Source organism: Sinanaerobacter sp. ZZT-01 (assembly GCF_035621135.1).
GTDB lineage: Bacteria > Bacillota > Clostridia > Peptostreptococcales > Anaerovoracaceae > IOR16.
Genome location: NZ_CP141728.1, coordinates 2303961 through 2324967, shown reverse-complemented (window position 1 = coordinate 2324967; position 21007 = coordinate 2303961). Strand labels below are relative to the sequence as shown.

Below are 21007 nucleotides of genomic sequence, written 5' to 3'. Positions count from 1 at the left end.
ACAATCTTTATATCTATAGTATAATTTTTCCTTTTATGGAGCCGTCGATTGCCTCTGTGATCAAGCTCATCATACGAATTCCTATCGATGAAATGACTACAATTTCAAGTTCCATATTAATCGTTTCATTATCCCAAGGAACCATGTGAATATGTTCTCTTACCGCACTCACCTCGACGATGCCATGATCGGTCAGCACAAATCCTTTGATTCGATATGCTGACGGTGCAAGTTTTTGCAGCATTTCTTGTAATTGTCCCTGTGTTATAGGTTCTATCGATTTTAACACAAAAGATTTTGGACGATTTTCCCTCGTATTTGTGCTTTCTTTTGCTTCTATTAAAACAGGCCTTAAATGGTCGACCATCTCCTTGATATCAACTCTGCAAAATGAAGTGATACATTGCTGTGCTTCCGCATTAATGGCAGTAATTTGACTACTTACTTGTGTGATTTGATTTTCATCCACCAAATCTGCTTTATTGATAATCACAGTGTTGCTGTATTCGATTTGATGATGCAGCGCAGGTAGCAATTCATAAAGATCCAAAAAAGTCTCTGCGTCAACTACACATATAGAACCCAAATAATCATAAATATGTTTTGTCTTATCTGAAATTGTGTTTAATATTTGCTGCATATTTGCCGGATCAGCCAATCCGGAAGCTTCTATAAATAAGTAGGAAATATTTTGCTTCGCCATTTCTACCAAGCTATCTAAAAAATAATCTTTAATACAGGCACAAAAAATAGAACCATTCGATAATTCTGCCATTTGAATTCCATCTTGCTTTACTAAAACGGCATCAATATTTACTTCTCCGAACTCGTTGACAACTACGCCAATTTTCTCTTGGCTAAAGGCTTTTAACAACGATTTCATCAAAGTCGTCTTGCCTGTTCCAAGAAACCCTGTTAATAGAATTAATTTTATCATAATTCTCCTTCTTATAGTTTCAATCTGCACATATTAGTATAACGAATATTGTACCTGCTGTCCAGCAAATCTAACGAGCCAGGCTCTTTCTGCTTCTTGTTTTATACACATGCAATTCGAACGTATTTTGAAGCGGTAAGATACATCATTGTAGCATAACGAACATCAAATTCTAAGATATCTCCCACTGCTAATTGATCTGTGCATTCTTCTATATCAACGATTAGATGATCACTGCTTCCTCCCAGCACTTCAATTCCTTTTTTTCTAGGTATCAGCATATCACTCATCGCAAAATCCAATTTTCCTAACCCTAAGAGAGCTCTTTTCCTTATTCCTCGATCAATATATTCTCCCTTATTTCCAAAGCAATCAACAAAAATTTCTCCGATAGGATAACTCGGTTTATTCTTCAGCTCAATAATTTCAGCCTTTACTGTAAAAACATCTGGATAAAGATAGCTCATATCCACACCCCAAAGATCCTGTAAATCCTTTCCCAAAGAAATTCCCTCTCCGATTCGAAGATGATTAATTCTTTCCGGCATTGTCCCATCTAAAACCAACGGAAGTGATGTCGTTCCGCCACCTGAAATAATTGACAGCTGTCTTCCGATTTTCGCTTCAATCAACTCCGCAATTTCAATCAGCTGATTCATATTCTCTACCGTTGGATTGATCGAGCCATAACATCCCAAATTTGTACCGATACCAGCTAAGGTTACATTATCGAGGTTACTCTCAATAAAAACAGCTGTTTCAACGAGCGTTTCTTTGTCCCAAAATCCTTCTCTAAGATCACCTAAATCAGCCATTAATAAAATGCTATGCTCTTTTTCCTGCTGAACACATTCTTTATTGATTTCTTTTATGACTTCAAGTTCACTGTTGAGACTGATATCTGCAAATTTTACTAAATCCGGTATTTCACTAAGCATCGGAACACGTAGAACCATGAACGGACCTTGCATTCCAGCATTTTTTGCTTCTTCTAAATGTTCTAACCTAGAGCTTGCAATAAAACTGCAATTTGACTCTTGAAATTGTCTTGTTGCTTCAACGATTCCATTAAACCCCTTTACGACTCCTGCAACCATAATGTCCTTTTCGTTGCACCGTTTCACCACTTCATCAATATTATGCCGTAGTTTTTCTAAATCTACTTCAACCACAGGAAATTTTTTTTGTAATGCTGTCATTATTGTAACCCCCTATCGCACATGCTTCCAAGTTAGATGTGAAGAGCGAGAACTATGCTCTCGCTCTTTATAAAAGTATTGAAAAGTATAATTAAAAGTATAGTGTCAGTTATTTTTGTTGTCACGTTATATTACTCAACCGCAGCTAATGCCGCGTCCAGCTCTCTCTGCTTTAAAATCGCCTGATATTCTTCTTCTGTCATTTTTTCCATTGTAATTCCGGTGAAACCATAGAACATCGAAATGAATGGATTTAATAAATTTAGAAAACTGTAAGGCAGATAAGCGATTGTAGCAACACCCAATGTAGAAGACATATATGCTCCACAGGTTGTCCAAGGAACCAATGCAGATGTTACGGTACCTGCATCTTCCAAGCAACGAGATAAGTTTTTATTCTTTAACCGGCGATCTTCAAATTCTTGCTTAAACATTCTGCCGGGAAGCACAATCGCAACATATTGGTCCGCAGCAATAATGTTACAAGAAATACAAGTCGCTAACACAATCAGTACCAGAGAGCCTGTGCTTTTTGAAAAACGCAATAATTTTTCACAGATAGTTTTCAACATATCGCTGGCATCTAATACGCCTCCAATGACCATCGCACATAATACCAATACCGAAGAATAGAACATAGATGATAACCCACCTCTGGTTAAAAGCTCATCTAAAAATTCAATTCCTGTTTTGGATACATAACCGTCATACATGACAATACCAATCAATTCTCCTAAATTACCGCCTTGGAAAACGACTGCAAATAATACACCAAGCAATGCACCCGCAAATAATCCCGGCATTGCAGGAATTTTAAATACGACCATTAATATTACAAATAGCGGTGGAAGTAAAAGAATTGGTGAAATGTAGAAATTATCTTTCAGTCCGTTCATTAATATTGTTACGTCACTCATATCAACGTTTGATGAACTGTGCCCCATGCTTAAAATGCCAAAGATGATTAGAGAAATTGTAAGCGACGGTACAACGGTATATACCATATGTTTCACATGATCAAACAAGTTTGCACCTGCCATAGCTGCAGCTAAATTCGTTGAATCAGATAATGGTGACATTTTATCTCCGAAGTATGCACCGGAAATAATTGCCCCCGCTGTCATCGGTAAGGATATGTCAAGCGCTGTCCCAATTCCGATTAGTGCAATTCCTACAGTTCCGGCTGTTGTCCAAGCGCTCCCTGTTGATAATGATACAACGCAACAAATGAGTACCGTTGCTACCAAGAAAATATTTGGATTTAGTATCATGAGTCCGTAATAAATCATTGTCTGAATGATACCTCCGGCAATCCAGGTACCAATCAACATACCTACTGTGAGCAATATCAATAGTGCTTGCATTGAATTTGTAATGTTATTGATAATTCCTTTTTCTAAATATGACCATTTATACCCATTCGCAATTGCCACAATTGCTGCAAATGCACCGGATATCACTAACGCGATGTGGATATATCCGTCTACAACCACAATCGTGTACATCAACAATGCTACCATAAATGCTAAAACCATAAAAATTTGCCATAAAGGAATTCTTCTACCCATATTTTCCTCCTATTCCTATGTGTGCTACACGTATATGCTATACCCAAAACTTTGTTTGGAAATTGAATTGGAATTTTGAAATAGGGCCTTACTCTCCAGTTTGTAATCTTCGTTTTTATTTTTTTCTACTCGCATATTGAAAAAACAAAAATTTACTGATAAGATTATAAGGCGGTTTACAAAACCGTTTCTTTTATGCAACCAAACAGCACTGATATTTTAGAAGAATCGTGCTGCTTGGTTGTATTTTATCTTATTTCTTGTTGTGTTCTTGCTGTATTCTTATATTTTTTGTTTCCAGACCTTTGGAACGCTTCATTCAAACAATTCTACTCCTTGCAAAATTATTTTAAACCAGCTCTTTCCTTGAATCTTTCAACTGAATTAATCTTGATTCCGAGAACCTCTGCAATTCTAAACTTTGCAGCCATTCCGTTATTTTCTTCAGCGCACGGCTCCACATGGGTTAATCCAATCCGTAAAGCCTCTCTCTTATCTGTCATTGTTACTACATCATGAAGCTCCTCAAGAGTTACGCCTAATTTTTCAGCCACATACGCTTTCGCTTCGTCGATCTTCATCTTTTCGGCAATCTGCATACGTAAAACCAGATCTCCAGCAGTACGTACACCGCCCATCCCAGCGGAAATGTTATGTGTAGCTTCAGCTCCTACAGGGTCACCTACGCCTACCTAGAAGCCGTCTATTTTTCCGATTTCTACCAATGCTTTGTCAGCTCTGGAAATCATGTCGCTTGGCATCATCTCACACATCGGCACACCACATACACCCATTCCAACGTTTGCATGCACTGGAATTTCAGCAACAGCTGTACAAGCTTTGATAAAAGTACACACTCTGGCAATATTCCAAGGGAATGTCATATTACAATTTGTATTTACAACTGCGCCAAAGATACTTGCACCAGCTTTTTCAACCAGCTTAACCTGCTTATGCGGATAAAGGCCGGCCAAACGCGTATCATCATACTTTAGCTTACCATGCATACCGAGTACAAATTCGCCAGCCATACCAAGCTCCACACCCATTCCAGGGAATTTCTCGGATATAATTTCGCTAGCTTTTAATGCTGCCAAGAAGTCAGCATCGCCTGCAGCACCGGAAGTATCCAGCTGAAATCCGTCAGCACCGGCGTCATACATCTGCTCTGCGCAATAAACGATGTCTCTTACTGCATGCTCTACGGCTTCCTCCTGTGCTGTTAATGCTTCCTTGATTTTTCCTTCCGGTAACAACACTGCCCAGTTTTCAACCGGACCATCCGGCTTTGTATAGAATCCTAGATTTGTCATTGCTCCGTAGAATAAAGGCATTGTGCTTACGTTTAAAGCTTGTTTTAATGCACTTGCTTCACGCTTTGCAACACCTTTTACTGTTTTATAGTTGTAATCGGAGTTACCAACGTCAACCGAATCACATCCTAATACTCGTTCATAAATTAGAACTTCTGTTTCTTTGACAACCGGGATCTGACTTTTAATGTTGATCTTATATGCACCGGAATCATTTGTCATTACAATTTGCTTTCCAGGTTCAACACCAACAATACTTCCCGGCATGGTAACGATGGTATATAGATGTTCCTTTTCTTCTTCTGTCAGAGGATCAATTTTACCTCTAACAACAGCATCCTGTACACCGGCTTCTATGTCAGCACGAATTTCTTCTTCTGTCATATAAACAATGGAACCATCGCCCATACGAGTCAAAAACTTTTTCTTTTCGTCTTTCATGCCATCCCTTCCTTTCTTCATTTATTTATGCTATGAATGCCAATCTGCGTCTAAGCAGACGGCCATAACAGCTATTTGTGCTTCGCTTCAAATGCAGCTAATTCTCTTACTTCTGCTTCACCCTCCTCAACGATGTCACGAATCCTCTTCTTAACATCCTCTGAAAGCGGGATTGGCTTATAATTTTCAAGAATTTCAATTGCCTGCTCTCTTGCAGCTTGTGCCATATCTTTTGCTCCGGCATTTTCCCAATTTTCTCTCATCTTTCGATTGATTAAATTAGTCGTAGACAGCTCTTTTCTCATGTATTTCAGTGTATGTCTCTGAGATAGATAATTACCGGCAGGTCCTACTGCCTTAATTGTGTCTAAACCGATAGTCTCTTTATTGACAGGAATTCCTTGCAAAACTCTGCGAATCATATGCACGATTTCCTGATCAATCAGAAGCTGCTCGTAGCTCATTGTCATACCCATTTCCAACATACCCATTCCGTAAATTACATTACTTCCTGTCAGTGCCGGCAGCATGGACGTCATGGTTTTTTCATGACCTAACTGTTCATCAAGGCATTTGCTGTCGCCCTATGTCCCGCCTACATTTGTAGGTATACCGTAATAATGGCCGATTTGACCAACGGCTGCACCGCACATTGCATGTTCCGGTGCTCCAACAGGAGAGGTTGCAGATTTCATATCCATGATGGTAGTAGAGCTTCCGTAAAGAATCGGATTTCCTTTATTAATAATCTGCGAAAGAACAATTCCTCCGAGAATTTCTGCATTTGTTGTTACCAAGGTTCCTGCCAATGTCGCAGGAGTGGTTCCGCCACATAGACCCATTGATAAAATATCAATCGGCAGCCCATGTCTTGCAGACAACATAATGATATCCGTTTCATTTTCATTAATTTCTAGCGGACTATTCGGGCAGGCTCCCATGGTGATAATTGGTCTTTCTCTTAGTTTGTCATAGCCTCCCTGAATAGCTGCCGCCATATCAACAAATCGCTGTGTGTTTTTCTTTCCTTCTAAATCGTGTGCAAAGTTTTTTGTTAGGTTGTTAAATACGATTTCTGCCTCATGTAAAGATTTTACTCTTTGATCTACGTCACCTGCAGCAACTGCTATCGAAAACACATTAACAGCGTCCATTGCGTCACAAAATCTTGCTACATTGCCCAAGTCTTCTTTTGTAGTATCACGAATTTCTCCGGTATACGGGTCTTTAATCAGCACACCGGTACCAAAGTTTTTGTAAGCTACATTTTTACCGCCTACTAAGGTGTCATTCTTGGGGTCACGTCCGCAAAGTGTAAACTCTGCAGGGCAAGATTCTATACTATCATTTACTAAATTTCTAGGGAACTTAACACGGTCATTTGTCATATCGACATCGCAGCCCGCAGCACTGTAAATTTCCAAAGCTTCTTTTCCATGAATCTGTAATCCATAGTCTTCCATAAGCTCCAATGTGGATTCATGCAGTGCATCTAAGTCCTCGTTACGGAGTATACAATACCCGTATATATCTTCTTCATGAGTAAATTTACCCATTGACTCGCCTCCCTTTCATTTTGAAACATTCGAATAAATGAATTACATCTGCTCGATCCAGTTTAAAATGAAGTTTACCGTATCTGATGCATCTTCACAGTAAGCGTCTGCTCCAATCTTTTCTGCCCAACGCTTTGTAACAGGCGCACCGCCAACCATTGTTTTTACTTTATCTCTCAGACCTTCTTTTACAAGAAGCTCTTCTATTTTCTTTTGCTCGGTCATTGTTGTTGTAAGCAGTGCACTACTCCCTACAAAATCCGCATTTACTTCTTTTACTTTTTCGATAAACACTTCAGCAGGTACTTCTCTTCCCAAATCATATACTTCAATTCCATTTGTCTTGACAAGTGAAGCTACGATACCTTTTCCGATGTCATGAACATCTCCTGCTACGGTTCCAATTACCATAACTCCCTTTGCCTGTGTGTCTTTCACATCCATCTTGGACTCGATCTCTGCTGTTACCGCTTTCATAACTTCTGTTGCAAAGATCAATTCAGGTAAAAAGATCTCTCCTCTTCCAAACAAATCTCCCAATTCTTTCATGCCGGCACTGTATCCATTGCTCAGAAGATCAACTGCGTCAAGTTTCTCTGCTTCAGCATCTTTTAATACTTGCATCGCTAAGTCTTCATCTGCTTCCATAATGGATTCTTTTGCCGCTTCTAAAATCGCTTCTCTACTCATTAAAAATTCCTCCTCAATCCTTTTCCTTCCCTGTCGGCTCCAAATCGCAGAGCCGACAAGTGTCCTTTTTAATATATAAAAAATTAAAAACAGGTACCTAATTTATTTTTTAACGTATTTTTTTACTTCTGCAATTAATTCTTCCTTGCTTGGAATGATGGATACCCATTTTGGCTCTCCATTGATACACATAGTCGGAAGGTTCTTTAAGCCCATCTTCATGGTTCTTGCAATATCTTCTTTTACGCAATATTTATAAACAACGTAATCAGCAATGTCTTTAATTTCCTCATAGTTATCCTCAACAAGATTTACCATATACGTACAAGCTGCACATTGCTCTGGATCTAATGTGAATAGTTCAATCAAAACCTTATCCAGTTTTTCATAATCAGGAATTTCAATATTGATATCATCAAAGCCGCCGCCCTCATAATTTTTAACCATTTCGCGCACCGCTTCCGGTGTCTTTACCGCTTGTGTTACCGCAATCGTATTTTCAATTGGTGTGTCATACGGCATGTCGCATCCCGGACTGATAATTAAATTATGATGATCCAAACTATCTAACAAATCGATTACGCATTTCATATTATCCTGCTGTGTACCATAAAGCATCGTCGTCGTAAGCGGAATATTTCCTCCGATTGCAATGTTATATTGATCCGTAACCTTCTTTGCAGTTACCATATCCACATTTTCATCAACGGAAACACCGTCTGGATTCATTTTGCACATAGATTCAATCTGCTTTGTTGCATTACCACATACGAAAAAGCAAGAGTATACGCCTTTGCTTCGAATAAAGTCAAATACAGCTGTAAACGTCGGCGCTAACAATTTGTCGATATGTTTTGGAGAAATTTGACTTACCAACGGATCTACAACAGCAATGACATCCATTCCGGCATCAATATACATCTCTGACATTTTGCAGGCTACTTCACCGCAGAATTCAAGAAGCTCCATAACATAAGCAGGATCGGAAATCATATCCATAAAAATATCACTTCCTCTTAAGTGGGAAGCCAAAGTAAATGGTCCGCAAATCAATCCATAAAGTGCAACCTCATCTCCAATTTCAGCTTTCACGCGACGCATAACATCTAAAATCATCGGTATTCTGCCTGATTCTTCATTAGGAATTTTGCATTTACACGGAATTGCTTTTTCTCCGCTTAAAGGATGTGACTTAACAGAAGGTGGGTTATTCTCGGCCCAAAGTAAATCGCAGCCCAAAATTTCCGCTTCTACCTGAAGGTCAAATAATGTCGTCATTCCATCTGGCACATAAAGTTTATAAACTTCTATTAGAGCTTCAAAGAGTTTGTCTCCATCTCTTAAAATTTCTTCTGCAGTATAGTTTTTTAACTTACCAGCATGCACTCCAGCAAAAGGAACCCACGGAACCGAATCCGTTTTTTCATGCCTTAGAGTCTTAAAAATTAATTCCTTACCCATTTATAGCCTCCTCTAATTTATACGTGCTTTTTCGATTCAGATTTTTGATTCTATATTTCCTTACAATTTAATTCTAGATATTTTTAAATGAAAGATATATCAGTATTATAAGTAATTTTGGTATTTAGATTTGATTTCATCAAATTTTTCTTGAAATACCCTTGGGTTTCATCTAAAATAAACCTAAGATTTATTTTAATTTTTAGCACATTTTACAGTTCGGAGGTGTTTATTTTGAAGCATTATGTTGCTCCATCCCTTACAAAACCAACGCTCCCTGATCTTTCAGACTATTTAAAAGATTCCGTTACATCTTTTTGTCATATTTCAAAAATGCCAGTCACTTTTTATAACAATGAAGGTAACATCTTATGGGAATGCTGTCCAGAATGGAAACTATGCAATTACTCTGATTTGTATAACATATCTAATACTGTCTGCCGTAAAAATCTCATATCCTGTGCTAATTTTGCAGCAAAACTAGGTGAGCCTTATATCAGCATCTGCCGCATTGGCCTGATTCAAATTGCTGTCTCGTTGATTGTAGAAGGGAAATCTCTTGGCTGTTTCATCGCAGGTCCTATTATTATGGGAACGCTTCGTGAAAGTACACTATCTACGCTGCTTCAAATTAATGGTGCAGGAGAACAACAATCATTAAAACTCATGTTGTTTTTGAAAGAAATGAAATCTTATGCGCCAAAGGAAATTAATCATCTCGCTTTATTATTGAATAATTGTGTCCTCGCTTCCATCGGAACACATACCGATTATGCGAAGATGAATCGGCAATATAAAGAACAGCTTCGTATCGCTCAAGAATTACAAAACTATAAAAAACAAAACACACCGATGGAATACCCATTTGATATGGAAAACGAATTGATTCAAAAAACAAAAAACGGTGATAGTGAAGGTGCTGCTGAGATTCTCAATCATTTAATGGACCGTATTTCCATTTTAGAATCCAGCGATTTGAATGCAATTCGAACTAAATTTCTTGGGATTTATGCAATTCTTTCACGTACTTTATCAGATCAAGATCCTAATTTTCATGAAACAGTAGAACTGGACTACGAAGATATGCACGAATTAAATCATGTAAATAATTATCAAGAATTGGTAGAAGTGGCCGCCAGCTTTATACGCTTTTGCTGCCGCAAAGCTCAAAATTCAATTTATGATGGGAATTCACCTCTGATTTTAAAGTCTTTACAATATATAAATCAAAATTTTACAAAAAAAATTACTCTTCAAAACATTGCTGAAGAGCTTCATGTAAATCCATCCTACCTTTCTATGCTTTTTAAACAAGAACTGCATATGAACTTTTCAGAATATCTAAGTAAGATAAGAGTGAATAAAGCAAAACATCTTTTATTAAAGACGAATCTCAGTGTGGTTGACGTATCCTTCCAATCTGGATTTGAAGACCAAAGCTATTTCACAAAAGTATTTCGTAAATTTGAAACTTGTACACCGAAGGAATATCGGAAGCTGCATCAACATTAATAACTGAAAAACCACGCATTTACACAAATGCGTGGTTTTTTATATATGATTTTATTATAAAAAATCTTTTTATAAAGATAATTTCTGCGGATTATTCTTACAAAAACTACAGCCGCCTGCATTTCCAAGGCAATTTTGACAATCTGCAGGTGGAAGAACCCATTTATTTTCTACGGCAACATAAAATCCCGCACAGGATTTAAGAGGAAGCAAAAGACTATTTCCTTTTAATTCTACCCCTACTTTACTTCCATCCAAAACTTGAAAAAACTTTTTCATCATCGTTACATCCATCCCATAAAACCCTGGTCCAAAGGAGGAGGAAACTACAATATCCGTACGATTGTATTTTTCTTTCAGATGTTCCTCAATCTCATCTTGTAATAAATCTCTAGCAGCATCCACAAAAGAAGTGCCCCAAATATCTGCAAATAGCTGGTCTGAAATGCTGTCACTCTTCGTCGTTATTTCACCAATCGTAAGGATGTAAGGATAAATTGCCAGCACTTTGTCCTGATCCAACTGTGAAAATGCATTGCATCTAAAGGTAACCCCATTCAAAACCATTGCATTATCTTTTAATACCTCTTTTCCGAACTCGGAAATTAAAGCATACATATGCAATCCTTTTATTCCCTCATTTAAAATATCTTCTGCAATGCGCATCATCCTTACATGTTTATCTTTTTCAAAGCTTAGTCCACATGTCTGAATATAATAATTTCTAGCTTTTTCAATTGCATCACTTACTGCAAAAGAAATGATATGTTGATTCATCGCACTCACCTCTCAACCATGTTAACAGACATTAGTACCTATTTTCAATCAATTTATAATTTTCTAAATAATAATTAGGACAAATCGAATTATTATTTTTGTTTTAAGAGCATCTATGCGCCTCATTTTTCCCCATTTCTTTCTACGTATATTCCGTATTTTATTTCGTCTAAAATAGAATAAAAATTATACTCTAATCAATATTTAATGTTGATTTTTTTCATAAATCTGCTATAATAGTAAAAGTTGTGGGCGGTTAGCTCAGCTGGTTAGAGCGCTTGCTCGACAAGCAAGAGGCCGTTGGTTCGAGTCCAATACTGCCCACCAAATGAAACAACTTGGGGCATTAGCTCAATGGATAGAGTCTCAGACTTCGAATCTGCAGGTTGGGGGTTCGAGTCCCTCATGCCTCACCATCAAGAGAGCCGTTGAAAACAGCGGTTCTCTTTTATTTTCAACGGTTGCGTTGATTTTATATTTCGAAATATTTAATAAAAAATTGTAATATGTTGCATAAATTATTGATATTTACAAACAAATGCAACACGAAATACAACTCAATATTTACAATTACCAAATAGAAAAAATCAAATTCGAATTTCTATCTATCATTACGGAGGAAATGCTATGACATTTTTTATTTTTATAATGGCTTATTTATTAATCTCAATATTGAATTATTTTATGATTGCTTTTCTGCCATCTGATTTATTTTTCATTTCACACTGTACTAGTTTAATCTGTGCCATTATTTTAGCATATATTTATCACGAAAAGAATAAGAGCTCATAGTTTGAGCCAAAGCGCATTCCGAAATTATCCAAACAATTACCTATGAATTTTTCATCTATATTTTCGCAGAAAAACACCATTTTCAGTTTCAATCATATACATATTAATAATTGATTCAATGCTTGATATAAGGAGTACTGTAAATGTTTTATGATGAATCAGAATTAAATTTTGCTGTGAAAGCACAAGACCCCATGCCAAGTATCCCGTTACCATCTGAAAGCTCTCCTTTAATCCTTCCAGGTGAACCAAACCCTGAAAATAAGCCAGGTTTAATACCCATATTCCAATACATTAGTAATATCTATCGTCAATACATAGAGAACGAAGTTAATGTAGGATATCTAAAAATTGACGTGGCTTCTGAATTGGATGGAGCGCCCATTCCAAACACAAAGCTTACCATCAGCAAACCTCTTGGTAATAATTTTTTTATGTCTCAAGTTGCTTTTACAGATGAAAATGGTAGAGTTCCCCTCATCCCTCTGCCAACTCGAAGTGAAGAGCTCTCGCAAACACCTTCTTATCCAGTGCCCTACACAATATGGAATTTAAGTGCACAAGCTCCCGGATACTATGAAGTTATTGTCTATGATATTCCTATTTTCCCTGGTATAACAACAACACAGTCTTTCCGCTTAAGGCCAAGTGAAACCGACAGCCTCCTTCCAGCTGAAGAAATTTTTGCGAGTGCTACTGTAAATAATATTAAAAAAAGATAAGAAAAAGGCCATCCGTAGCGCAACTTCACGGATGGCCCTTTAAAGGCTCTGATGAATATTTCTATTCCATATTCGTATTCACATTTGAGTCAATAATTTTTTGCTTTTCTTCATCGGAAATAGAGCTGAGGTCACCTTCTTGTACCGCTCTCAAAAGTCCTTTTGACATGATTTGTCCAATTTCCTTTGAAGTTAAATTTCCTAAATCCATATCAATCCCTCCCATCAGAGGTAGTATGTGTATAAACTGGAAAAGTATACGGTTTTCTCTTACGATTCCGTTTCTCTCAAGCGCTCAACAATGGAGTTCTTGGAAACGGCACGATAAATGATAAGAGGAAGTACAACTCCAAGTATAACAAAAATTGGAGCAATGCAGAGTATTGGCAGAAGCGTAAATCGATAAGTAAAGAACCAGAACATAGTGCTCAGTACATTGGACAATAGTGGTCCGGATGCAATACCAAGCACCAACGATACCAGCACTGCACCGAATGCGTAATAAAGGCCTTCCCATATCAACATTTTCTTCAGTTGTCTTCCTGTCATTCCAATCGACTGAAGCACTGCAAATTCTCTCCTTCTAGTCAAAATGCCTGTTAAAATCGCATTAAGGAAATTAAGAATTCCAACAAGTCCGACAATAAAACTTAGTACACTGCCAAGTATCAAGAACATATTGCGGAAGGAATCAAATTCTTCAGCGTAGCTTGCCTTGCTCTCATAGTCAAGCTGAGTGTGTTCTTTTTCTGTAAAATCGGATAGAAAAGTTTCCATGTCCGCCGTGCTCTCCTCCTTTGTATCGCAAGCATAATACATCACCGAATTGGTAGCGGTATCCTTTATGAACGTTTGGTCATTCATCACAAACTCATCCGTTCCATAATAACGGTAGCTGAGAGAGTGAGGTATACAAACCAGAGCCACTACTTCAAATTCAATATCCTGATAAGTTTTTGCCCGGCGCTGCCTTACTTGATCGTCTGGTATGTTATCGAGGTCAAGAATTGCTCCCGTATCTGGGTCATAATATTCGTATTCCGTCACAAAGCGTAGCTTAACCGTGTCGCCAAGTTTCGCCCAATGAGAGTCTAAGTCCGGATTTCCATAATCATCTTCGCTGCATATAGCGGCAACGTACCGGCCGCCCGGCTCGCTGAGCTTGGACAAGTCTCCCTCTAATAGCCGGAGTTTATTGATAGCATAATTCTCCATACCATAAAGCTGTGCCTGTTCGGTGAGCAATCCGCCTTCATCCTTCTCCGTGTAAGCAATCACTTGATCTAAAGTTTCCTTGTCATTCCATGCGCCATACATTGCACGGTAATATTCCTCGGTGATAAATTCCTCCACGTAGCTACATTTCCCGTAAACTCGTCCGCCGACTTCTATTCCGGGTTGTGATTCCAGTGTGGATAGTACATCTTCGGATAATGCGTAATCTTTATTCCAACTATTTCCCACTTCAAAGTAGTTTGCATCTGCTACAATAAAATCGGAGGCCATCTTCGCTAGATATTTATCCATATCAAATCCATTGGTAAAAGTCACCGTCATATTAAGTAATACGACTGCCAGAGACAAAGAAATCACCGTTACGATTGTTTTGCTGTGGCTGCGCCCTAAATTAGCCCATGCCATTTTAGGCAGGGATGCACCAGATTGTGCCCTACGTGTTGTCTTTTTTTTATCTGAGCCCTCGGTATAGCGTGTCGCTTCCACGGGAGAGACCCTTGCCGCCATTCGCCCGGGTCTGTGGCAAGACAGCAATACCGTCAACAAAGAAAAGAGTGCTGCGCCTACAAAAACTAGCGGATTTGTCGATACTGTATCTTGCACTACGCCGTTAAGCTGCAACAGTATCACCGGAGTCAATTTAACGCCAATACCATAACCAAGCAGTAATCCTAGGGGAATACCGGCTAATGACAACAATAATGCCTGGTGCCGAATAATACGCCGCAGCTGCCGTCCCTATTGTCTTAAGCAATCCATAGAAACGAATATCATTTGAGACGGATATCTGAAATACATTATAAATAATAAGATAACCGGTAAAGACGATAACCAAAAGCAGTCCTATAATGGCAGCCGTCGTTATCGGATCGATATGATCTGAAAGCTGCGAACCCGTATAGGCCCAATTGACACCGATTGCTACGTAGTCACTCCCTGCAGACTGGTTTTTTCTTTGATACCCGTGGTTTTCTAAAATTTTATCCATATCTCGTTCAATATGCAAAGAGTTGCCCACCATCACATCCATGTTCCAGGCGCCGGTCATTTCATCCTTTCCAATGCCGCTTCCAATGCCGACCTCATTGTAAATGCCCTGTGCGCGGCTGCTGGGAACCAGCACATGGCTGGCAACAATTGCCGAATCATATTCCCACCATCCGCAAAGAGTAAACGTTTTAGTAACATTCGTTCCATCCACATCAAAGCTCAAAGAAAATTCATTACCCAACACAGGCTCCACGCCCAACAATTCAAGTACACGGGTATCCGTAGCGGCTTCATTTGTGCCTTCAGCGGGCAAGCGGCCTTCGACAGGATCGCAATACATCCAATGCGCCTGCTTTGCATCACTGTATCCCACCTCAACGTGTGATTTATTAAACGGCGCATTATCGGGCATACCCAGGAAGCGCCGTAAGCCATACTCTTTAATAAGAGGATCCGTTTTTAATTCATTATACTGCCCTTCCGTCAGATATTTGAACGAACCATGGCTCCAGCCGCCACATTGACGGAAATTGGCTTCCTCAATCGAACGATTGATGGAGAACGCCACCGTGAATAAAGAGGTAAATAGTACAGTCGTAAGCGCGATAGCAACAATTGCTATTATATTTCTTGTTCTCGCTGCTTTTATACTTTTTAGACTTAATCGATAAATGCATTTTTGATTTGCTATATTCATGATTACACCTCCTTATCGAGTAACGATCAATCCGTCTTCGATACGGACAATGCGGTCGGCTAATTGAGCAATTTCCTCGTTGTGCGTAATCATCACAATGGTTTGAATAAATTTTTGACTTGTTACCTTTAAAAGTCCCAACACATCTTGGCTGGTTTTGGAATCTAAATTTCCAGTTGGTTCATCTGCTAAAATAATAGCTGGCTTTGCAGCCAGCGCACGTGCAATAGCAACCCGTTGTTGTTGTCCTCCAGAAAGATTATTGGGCAGGTTTTGCAGTTTAGAATGCAGCCCCAGCGTTTCAATGATACTGTCTACATAATCGGAATCCGGTGCATTGCCATCCAATTGAATGGGCAAGACGATATTTTCGTAAACGTTGAGAACCGGAACCAGATTATAATTTTGGAATACAAAACCAATTTTACGTCGGCGGAAGATCGTCAATTCCTCGTCTTTCAGTGAAAAAATATCTTTACCATCTACCTCTACCGTGCCGCAAGTCGGACGATCCAGCCCGCCCAGCATATGCAAAAGAGTGCTTTTACCGCTGCCAGATGTACCAACAATTGCCGAAAATTCTCCTTTTTCTACCTGCAGATTAACGCCTGCAAGAGCGTGAACGGCATTTTCCCCAGTACCGTAAACCTTTTTTAAATCATGTGTCTGCAAAATCATTAAAAATACCTCCAAAAACATAAAGTCTGTATGTGTCATTATCATAGAAACTTTACCATATGTTTCTTTCCAGATTCTTTCCTATGAGTAAGCAATTCTAACAGTTTTGTAAGAATTTAAGACTCCCGAGGCAAAAACATTGAAAATACGGACCCATTTTCCAAAGAGGACGCCACTTTAATATATCCTCCCTGCCCCATTAGAATTTGGCGTGTCAAGTACAAACCAATTCCTACTCCTTCCTGCTCGCTGACAGACTGAGAACGGTAAAAGCGTAAAAAGATTCTTGCCTGCTCCTCTTCTGAAATTCCGATTCCGTTATCCGCCACATCGATACGACAAAACAAATCATATTCCTTGACTGAAATAACTATCTGCCCTCCCGCAGGCGTATATTTAATGGCATTATCCACCAGATTACATAACGCTTCTGTCGTCCATTTGAAATCAAATACTGCACAAGCATCTGCAAAGTCCACACTCAGCCGTATCTCTTTTTCGATTGCTCTTTGCATAAATTGTTCGCTTACTTCCTCCAGCATAGATGTAACTCCATTTAAAACAGGATGCAGTGTAAAAACTCCTGTTTCTAGTCGTGATAATTTCACCAATGAACTGACTAAAAAGCTCATCTTTTCTGCTTGTCCCCTCAATGCCGCAACGCAGTCTCTGCTTTCTTCCGGCAGTTCTTGTTCCTCTAATAGTTGAGCATATAGCAGGATATTGGAAATCGGAGTTTTCGTCTGATGAGAAATATCAGCCAATAATTCCTTAATTTTTTCTTTTTCTGCAGTTAAATTGCGTGCTGATATTACTGAAAGGCTGAGATACCGGTTTAATCTGCTCTCTACCGCGGAGAGCAAACTTTCATCGAAAGTATTTTCCGTAAAACTTCCATTTAATGTACGATCCAACATTTGGTTGAGTGTTCTCATTATTTTTTTCATTTTATAATGTTGAAAGAACACCATGATACAACATAGCGAAATAACCGCAAACACAACGCTAAATAAGGTAAAATTCCATTCAATCATCTGCTTTTTCCACCCATACATAACCCAAACCATATACTGTTTTGATATATTGTGATGCATCCAGCTTATCCCTTAGACGTTTAATGGTTACCGAAAGTGCATTTTCATCCACAAATTCTGCTCCATCCGTCCAAATTCGATCCAGCAAAACAGAACGGCTTATTGTTGCACCTCGATTTTCTACCAGCAAACGAAGGAGCCTTTGCTCCGTTTTACTCAATTCCACTACAGAGCCTTTACTAAAAAATTTCATATTCTCAAAATCAAACCGATAAGGTGAACTCGCAAATATCTTTGATGTATGATCTGCGCCGTGGCGCAGCTGGGCTTTTAATCTCGCCCGAAGAATTGCAAGACTGAAGGGCTTTGTAATATAATCATCTGCACCATGCTCCAATCCCATTACTACATCCATCTCGGTATCATTCGCAGTTAATAAGATTACTGGAATGGGATTATCTCTAGTTTTTATCTCGTGGAGAAGATCCAATCCACTGCCATCTGGAAGGTTGATATCCAATAAAACTAGCTCTGTTTCATCACAAGCTAACTGCTCACGAGCAGATTTCAAATCAAAACATGGCACAGTTTGAATTTTTTGATCTTTTAAGGCGAGGCATAGACCTCGGCTAAGATCACGATCATCTTCGACAATTAACAATCGCTTCATAACGAACCTCCTTCTCCTATAGCAATTCCATTTTAACAGTAAAAAAGGGAAGACAATTAGCCCGTCCTCCCCTAACACATATGATTGATTTTTATCGTAAAAGAATTCACATAAGCCTCGAGCATTCATCCCATATACAGCCTGTAATCATCCTTTAAAACGATATCCGACTCCCCATACTGTTTCAATATACTGCACATGGTCCATATCTAATTCAATTTTTTCACGGATACGTCTTATATGAACCGTAACCGTTGAAACATCACCCAATGCATCCATTCCCCAAATACGGTCAAAAATATGTTCTTTTGAAAAAACGCGATTCGGATTTTCCGCTAAAAATAACAGCAGGTCGTATTCCTTTGCAGGCATTGTCTTCTCTTCACCATTTATAAATACGCGTCTGCCATCCTTATCAATTTCAAGGCCTCGAATCTTTAGAACCCTATTTTGCTCCGCATCGTTTCCAGTCAATCTTTCATATCTTGAAATATGGCTTTTGACACGAGCCATGAGTTCATTCGGACTGAACGGCTTTGTGATATAATCGTCTGCACCTAAACCTAATCCTCGAATCTTATCAATGTCATCTTTCTTTGCAGATAAAAATATAATTGGGGTATTCTTTTTTTCTCGCAGCTTTACGCACAATTCAAATCCATCCATACCCGGAAGCATCACATCAAGGATGATCAATGCATAGTCATTACTCATTGCCATCTCAAAACCGCTTGTTCCATCATATGCGACATCACATTCATAACCGTTAATTTCCAGATAATCACGTTCCAATTCCGCTATGCTTTTATCATCCTCAATTACTAATATTTTCATAAGTTCTCCCTTCTTCTCAATGGTAAATAGATATACACATCTGTGCCCACATTCTTTTCACTTTTCATCCATATTTTACCTCTGTGACTATTAATGATCTGTTTTGCGATTGTAAGTCCAAGCCCATTGCCTTTTATATTGCTTCGAGAAGCGTCCCCTCTATAAAATCCGTCAAAAAACTTATTCAAGTCATCACTTTTAATGCCACATCCCGAATCTGATATCTTGATCAAAGCACCTTTTTGATCAGTCTCTGTCGTCAAAGAAACCGTTCCATTTTTTCTATTATATTTTACTGCATTGGATATCAAATTGTCTAATACTCGTTTTAGCTTACTGCGGTCCGCAACAATCGTCAGCGGTTCATTTAATAGAGAGAATTCAAATTTCAGGTCTGCCAATTCAATATCTCTTTTGTAATCCTCGACTAAATCCTTTAAGTAAGCGGTTAAATCGACGTATTCAAACGCGTATTGCATGCGCCCCAACTCCAGCTCAGAATACTCTGTCATATTATCCAATAAACGCTCCAGAATCAAGGTTTTACTATAAATCGTATCTAAATACCTTGACTGCTTTTCCGGCGTATCTGCTACACCATCCTTAATTCCTTCTAGATAACCTTTTATTGTGGTTACAGGTGTCCGCATATCATGTGAAAGATTAGCCATAAGCATGTTCCGCTCTTCTTTATTCTGATGCTGCTGCTCTGCAGAAGTTTTTAATTTTTTACGGATTTCATCAAATGACTGACAAAGTGCATTTAACTCACGATCTTCACAAGCCATCACTTCAAAATCCAAATTACCCTCAGCTATGTTAATTGCCGCATCTCTAAGCTCTTGAATGGGTGCCAATACACTTCTTGAAAGATTTATACTCAGCATAATACAAGTTAATAATACCATTCCTCCGACTAGAACAGACCATGCAAATAAATACAATGTTAATTCATTCTTTCTTTGAAAATCACCATGAAAAATTTCTTCAAATCCCTGAATAATGTGAACAAAACCATCCGGCCGGCTCAATGAAAAAATAAATAACAGCAGCAATGACACCACAAATATCAATACTGCTGAAATAATTACCATCATTATGTTTGTTTTAATAAAACGTCCCTTGATTGACCGCATCATTATACTTCTCTTCTTTCAAATAAATAATAACCAATACATCCAAAAATCATCCCATATCCAACCAACACACCCATCTTCGTTACCATTGCCATAAAAGGTATCGTAATCCCAATCCAGAGATTATGCCATTGCAGATACCCCGTAAAAAGCAAACCGCTCATAACTGGAATCAAAATTCCAGTTATACTGAATGCCAAATATGCAATAACACATATAACGATGGAAAGCGATGGACTACTTGTAAATTGGTTTAACATCGCAGCAAATAAAATAAGTACAATTAACGGAAGTAAATCTAAGGAATAGGCCAAGAAATCGCCCCCCAATCCACTTACAGAATGGGCAGTAAATGTTTTTATTATTGTTGTAATTATAAGAAGCCCGCCTAAATATACTGCTGCTAATATTAAAATTGCCAGTATTTTTGAGAAAAATTGTTTAAACCTGCTAACCGGACGCATAAAGGTTGCACGGATAGTTCCATCATGCACCTCTCCGGCAAACAAATCACAAGTTGCCATAAAAATAATAATCGGAATATAGATTTGAATAAAAAAGGACAACATTCCCATAGGCATATTCGAAAAAACAAGAGACATCGGAATCATTCCCGAAGAAGCCTTGCTGACTGCCAAACTAATAAAACTACTTAATAAACAAATTATAATTTCTATTATAAAAAACACTAAAAACTTTTTTCTCGTTGTTACTTTTTTTAATTCATTCTGTAAACTTGCTGTAAAAGTTTTCACAAAAAATCC

The 21007-nt window shown here is 38.4% G+C and carries 17 protein-coding genes, 2 tRNA genes and 2 pseudogenes; 4 read left to right on the top strand and 17 right to left on the bottom strand.

All coding sequences use genetic code 11. The features are described from left to right. Positions 1 to 13 precede the first annotated feature (13 nt). The 7 genes and pseudogenes from U5921_RS11075 to U5921_RS11045 all read right to left on the bottom strand — a co-directional run bounded on the left by U5921_RS11075 (position 14) and on the right by U5921_RS11045 (position 9165). Positions 14 to 937, bottom strand: a complete 924-nt coding sequence (locus tag U5921_RS11075) for a CobW family GTP-binding protein (RefSeq protein WP_324823317.1) — start codon at positions 935 to 937, stop codon at positions 14 to 16. Positions 938 to 1038: 101 nt separating this feature from the next. Then, complete coding sequence (locus U5921_RS11070) at positions 1039 to 2136, bottom strand: alanine/ornithine racemase family PLP-dependent enzyme (RefSeq protein ID WP_324823315.1); 1098 nt, start codon at positions 2134 to 2136, stop codon at positions 1039 to 1041. Positions 2137 to 2267: 131 nt separating this feature from the next. Next, a complete protein-coding gene (nhaC, locus tag U5921_RS11065) occupies positions 2268 to 3704 on the bottom strand; it encodes a Na+/H+ antiporter NhaC (protein ID WP_324823313.1) in 1437 nt (478 codons plus the stop codon). 344 nt (positions 3705 to 4048) lie between these two features. Continuing rightward, positions 4049 to 5458 (bottom strand): annotated as a pseudogene (gene mtbB, locus U5921_RS11060) ([dimethylamine--corrinoid protein] Co-methyltransferase). A gap of 71 nt (positions 5459 to 5529) precedes the next feature. Further along, positions 5530 to 7014, bottom strand: a pseudogene (gene mttB, locus U5921_RS11055) ([trimethylamine--corrinoid protein] Co-methyltransferase). Positions 7015 to 7056: 42 nt separating this feature from the next. Further along, a complete protein-coding gene (locus tag U5921_RS11050) occupies positions 7057 to 7704 on the bottom strand; it encodes a corrinoid protein (RefSeq protein ID WP_324823311.1) in 648 nt (215 codons plus the stop codon). Positions 7705 to 7806: 102 nt separating this feature from the next. Continuing rightward, positions 7807 to 9165 carry a uroporphyrinogen decarboxylase family protein gene (locus U5921_RS11045; RefSeq protein ID WP_324823309.1) on the bottom strand — a complete coding sequence of 453 codons (1359 nt, stop codon included), beginning with the start codon at positions 9163 to 9165 and terminating at the stop codon, positions 7807 to 7809. Between the two features lie 234 nt (positions 9166 to 9399). Here U5921_RS11045 and U5921_RS11040 point away from each other — a divergent pair, with 234 nt between their 5' ends. After that, a complete protein-coding gene (locus U5921_RS11040) occupies positions 9400 to 10677 on the top strand; it encodes an AraC family transcriptional regulator (protein WP_324823308.1) in 1278 nt (425 codons plus the stop codon). Between the two features lie 69 nt (positions 10678 to 10746). On the opposite strand, the gene U5921_RS11035 is transcribed toward U5921_RS11040, so the two are convergent. Beyond that, on the bottom strand, positions 10747 to 11454 hold the full coding sequence (locus U5921_RS11035) for a hypothetical protein (protein WP_324823306.1): 708 nt from the start codon (positions 11452 to 11454) through the stop codon (positions 10747 to 10749). 250 nt (positions 11455 to 11704) lie between these two features. Here U5921_RS11035 and U5921_RS11030 point away from each other — a divergent pair. The 3 genes from U5921_RS11030 to U5921_RS11020 all read left to right on the top strand — a co-directional run bounded on the left by U5921_RS11030 (position 11705) and on the right by U5921_RS11020 (position 12968). After that, positions 11705 to 11781 (top strand) — tRNA-Val (locus tag U5921_RS11030). Positions 11782 to 11794: 13 nt separating this feature from the next. Beyond that, a tRNA-Arg gene (locus tag U5921_RS11025) sits at positions 11795 to 11870 on the top strand. A gap of 519 nt (positions 11871 to 12389) precedes the next feature. Then, positions 12390 to 12968 carry a carboxypeptidase-like regulatory domain-containing protein gene (locus U5921_RS11020; protein ID WP_324823304.1) on the top strand — a complete coding sequence of 193 codons (579 nt, stop codon included), beginning with the start codon at positions 12390 to 12392 and terminating at the stop codon, positions 12966 to 12968. A 61-nt stretch (positions 12969 to 13029) separates the two neighbouring features. On the opposite strand, the gene U5921_RS11015 is transcribed toward U5921_RS11020, so the two are convergent. The 9 genes from U5921_RS11015 to U5921_RS10975 form a co-directional block, all read right to left on the bottom strand. Next, positions 13030 to 13179, bottom strand: coding sequence for a hypothetical protein (locus U5921_RS11015; protein ID WP_324823302.1), 150 nt, complete (start codon positions 13177 to 13179; stop codon positions 13030 to 13032). Between the two features lie 59 nt (positions 13180 to 13238). Beyond that, on the bottom strand, positions 13239 to 14900 hold the full coding sequence (locus tag U5921_RS11010; RefSeq protein ID WP_324823300.1) for an ABC transporter permease: 1662 nt from the start codon (positions 14898 to 14900) through the stop codon (positions 13239 to 13241). Further along, positions 14845 to 15891: a hypothetical protein gene (locus U5921_RS11005; RefSeq protein ID WP_324823298.1), complete on the bottom strand. Its 1047-nt coding sequence runs from the start codon at positions 15889 to 15891 to the stop codon at positions 14845 to 14847. Before U5921_RS11005 ends, U5921_RS11010 begins: the two co-directional genes overlap by 56 nt. 12 nt (positions 15892 to 15903) lie before the next feature. After that, positions 15904 to 16569, bottom strand: coding sequence for an ABC transporter ATP-binding protein (locus U5921_RS11000; RefSeq protein WP_324823296.1), 666 nt, complete (start codon positions 16567 to 16569; stop codon positions 15904 to 15906). A 116-nt stretch (positions 16570 to 16685) separates the two neighbouring features. Beyond that, a complete protein-coding gene (locus U5921_RS10995) occupies positions 16686 to 17603 on the bottom strand; it encodes a HAMP domain-containing sensor histidine kinase (RefSeq protein ID WP_324823294.1) in 918 nt (305 codons plus the stop codon). Continuing rightward, positions 17596 to 18273 (bottom strand): response regulator transcription factor, encoded by a 678-nt coding sequence (locus U5921_RS10990; protein WP_324823292.1) that lies wholly within the window; start codon positions 18271 to 18273, stop codon positions 17596 to 17598. Before U5921_RS10990 ends, U5921_RS10995 begins: the two co-directional genes overlap by 8 nt. Before the next feature lie 147 nt (positions 18274 to 18420). Continuing rightward, on the bottom strand, positions 18421 to 19107 hold the full coding sequence (locus tag U5921_RS10985; protein WP_324823290.1) for a response regulator transcription factor: 687 nt from the start codon (positions 19105 to 19107) through the stop codon (positions 18421 to 18423). Further along, positions 19104 to 20246 (bottom strand): HAMP domain-containing sensor histidine kinase, encoded by a 1143-nt coding sequence (locus U5921_RS10980; RefSeq protein ID WP_324823288.1) that lies wholly within the window; start codon positions 20244 to 20246, stop codon positions 19104 to 19106. The genes U5921_RS10985 and U5921_RS10980 overlap by 4 nt, the downstream gene beginning before the upstream one ends. After that, complete coding sequence (locus U5921_RS10975; protein WP_324823286.1) at positions 20246 to 20998, bottom strand: ABC transporter permease; 753 nt, start codon at positions 20996 to 20998, stop codon at positions 20246 to 20248. Before U5921_RS10975 ends, U5921_RS10980 begins: the two co-directional genes overlap by 1 nt. Between the last annotated feature and the right edge of the window lie 9 nt (positions 20999 to 21007).

What these genes read in the sequence shown, in the direction of transcription:
- U5921_RS10990 (WP_324823292.1), bottom strand. Translation starts at nt 18,273, where the DNA reads ATGAAGCGATTGTTAATTGTCGAAGATGATCGTGATCTTAGCCGAGGT.
- U5921_RS11000 (WP_324823296.1), bottom strand. Translation starts at nt 16,569, where the DNA reads ATGATTTTGCAGACACATGATTTAAAAAAGGTTTACGGTACTGGGGAA.
- U5921_RS10980 (WP_324823288.1), bottom strand. Translation starts at nt 20,246, where the DNA reads ATGATGCGGTCAATCAAGGGACGTTTTATTAAAACAAACATAATGATG.
- nhaC (WP_324823313.1), bottom strand. Translation starts at nt 3,704, where the DNA reads ATGGGTAGAAGAATTCCTTTATGGCAAATTTTTATGGTTTTAGCATTT.
- U5921_RS10985 (WP_324823290.1), bottom strand. Translation starts at nt 19,107, where the DNA reads ATGAAAATATTAGTAATTGAGGATGATAAAAGCATAGCGGAATTGGAA.
- U5921_RS11075 (WP_324823317.1), bottom strand. Translation starts at nt 937, where the DNA reads ATGATAAAATTAATTCTATTAACAGGGTTTCTTGGAACAGGCAAGACG.
- U5921_RS11020 (WP_324823304.1), top strand. Translation starts at nt 12,390, where the DNA reads ATGTTTTATGATGAATCAGAATTAAATTTTGCTGTGAAAGCACAAGAC.
- U5921_RS11015 (WP_324823302.1), bottom strand. Translation starts at nt 13,179, where the DNA reads ATGGATTTAGGAAATTTAACTTCAAAGGAAATTGGACAAATCATGTCA.
- U5921_RS11050 (WP_324823311.1), bottom strand. Translation starts at nt 7,704, where the DNA reads ATGAGTAGAGAAGCGATTTTAGAAGCGGCAAAAGAATCCATTATGGAA.
- U5921_RS11005 (WP_324823298.1), bottom strand. Translation starts at nt 15,891, where the DNA reads ATGAATATAGCAAATCAAAAATGCATTTATCGATTAAGTCTAAAAAGT.
- U5921_RS11070 (WP_324823315.1), bottom strand. Translation starts at nt 2,136, where the DNA reads ATGACAGCATTACAAAAAAAATTTCCTGTGGTTGAAGTAGATTTAGAA.
- U5921_RS11045 (WP_324823309.1), bottom strand. Translation starts at nt 9,165, where the DNA reads ATGGGTAAGGAATTAATTTTTAAGACTCTAAGGCATGAAAAAACGGAT.
- U5921_RS11035 (WP_324823306.1), bottom strand. Translation starts at nt 11,454, where the DNA reads ATGAATCAACATATCATTTCTTTTGCAGTAAGTGATGCAATTGAAAAA.
- U5921_RS10995 (WP_324823294.1), bottom strand. Translation starts at nt 17,603, where the DNA reads ATGATTGAATGGAATTTTACCTTATTTAGCGTTGTGTTTGCGGTTATT.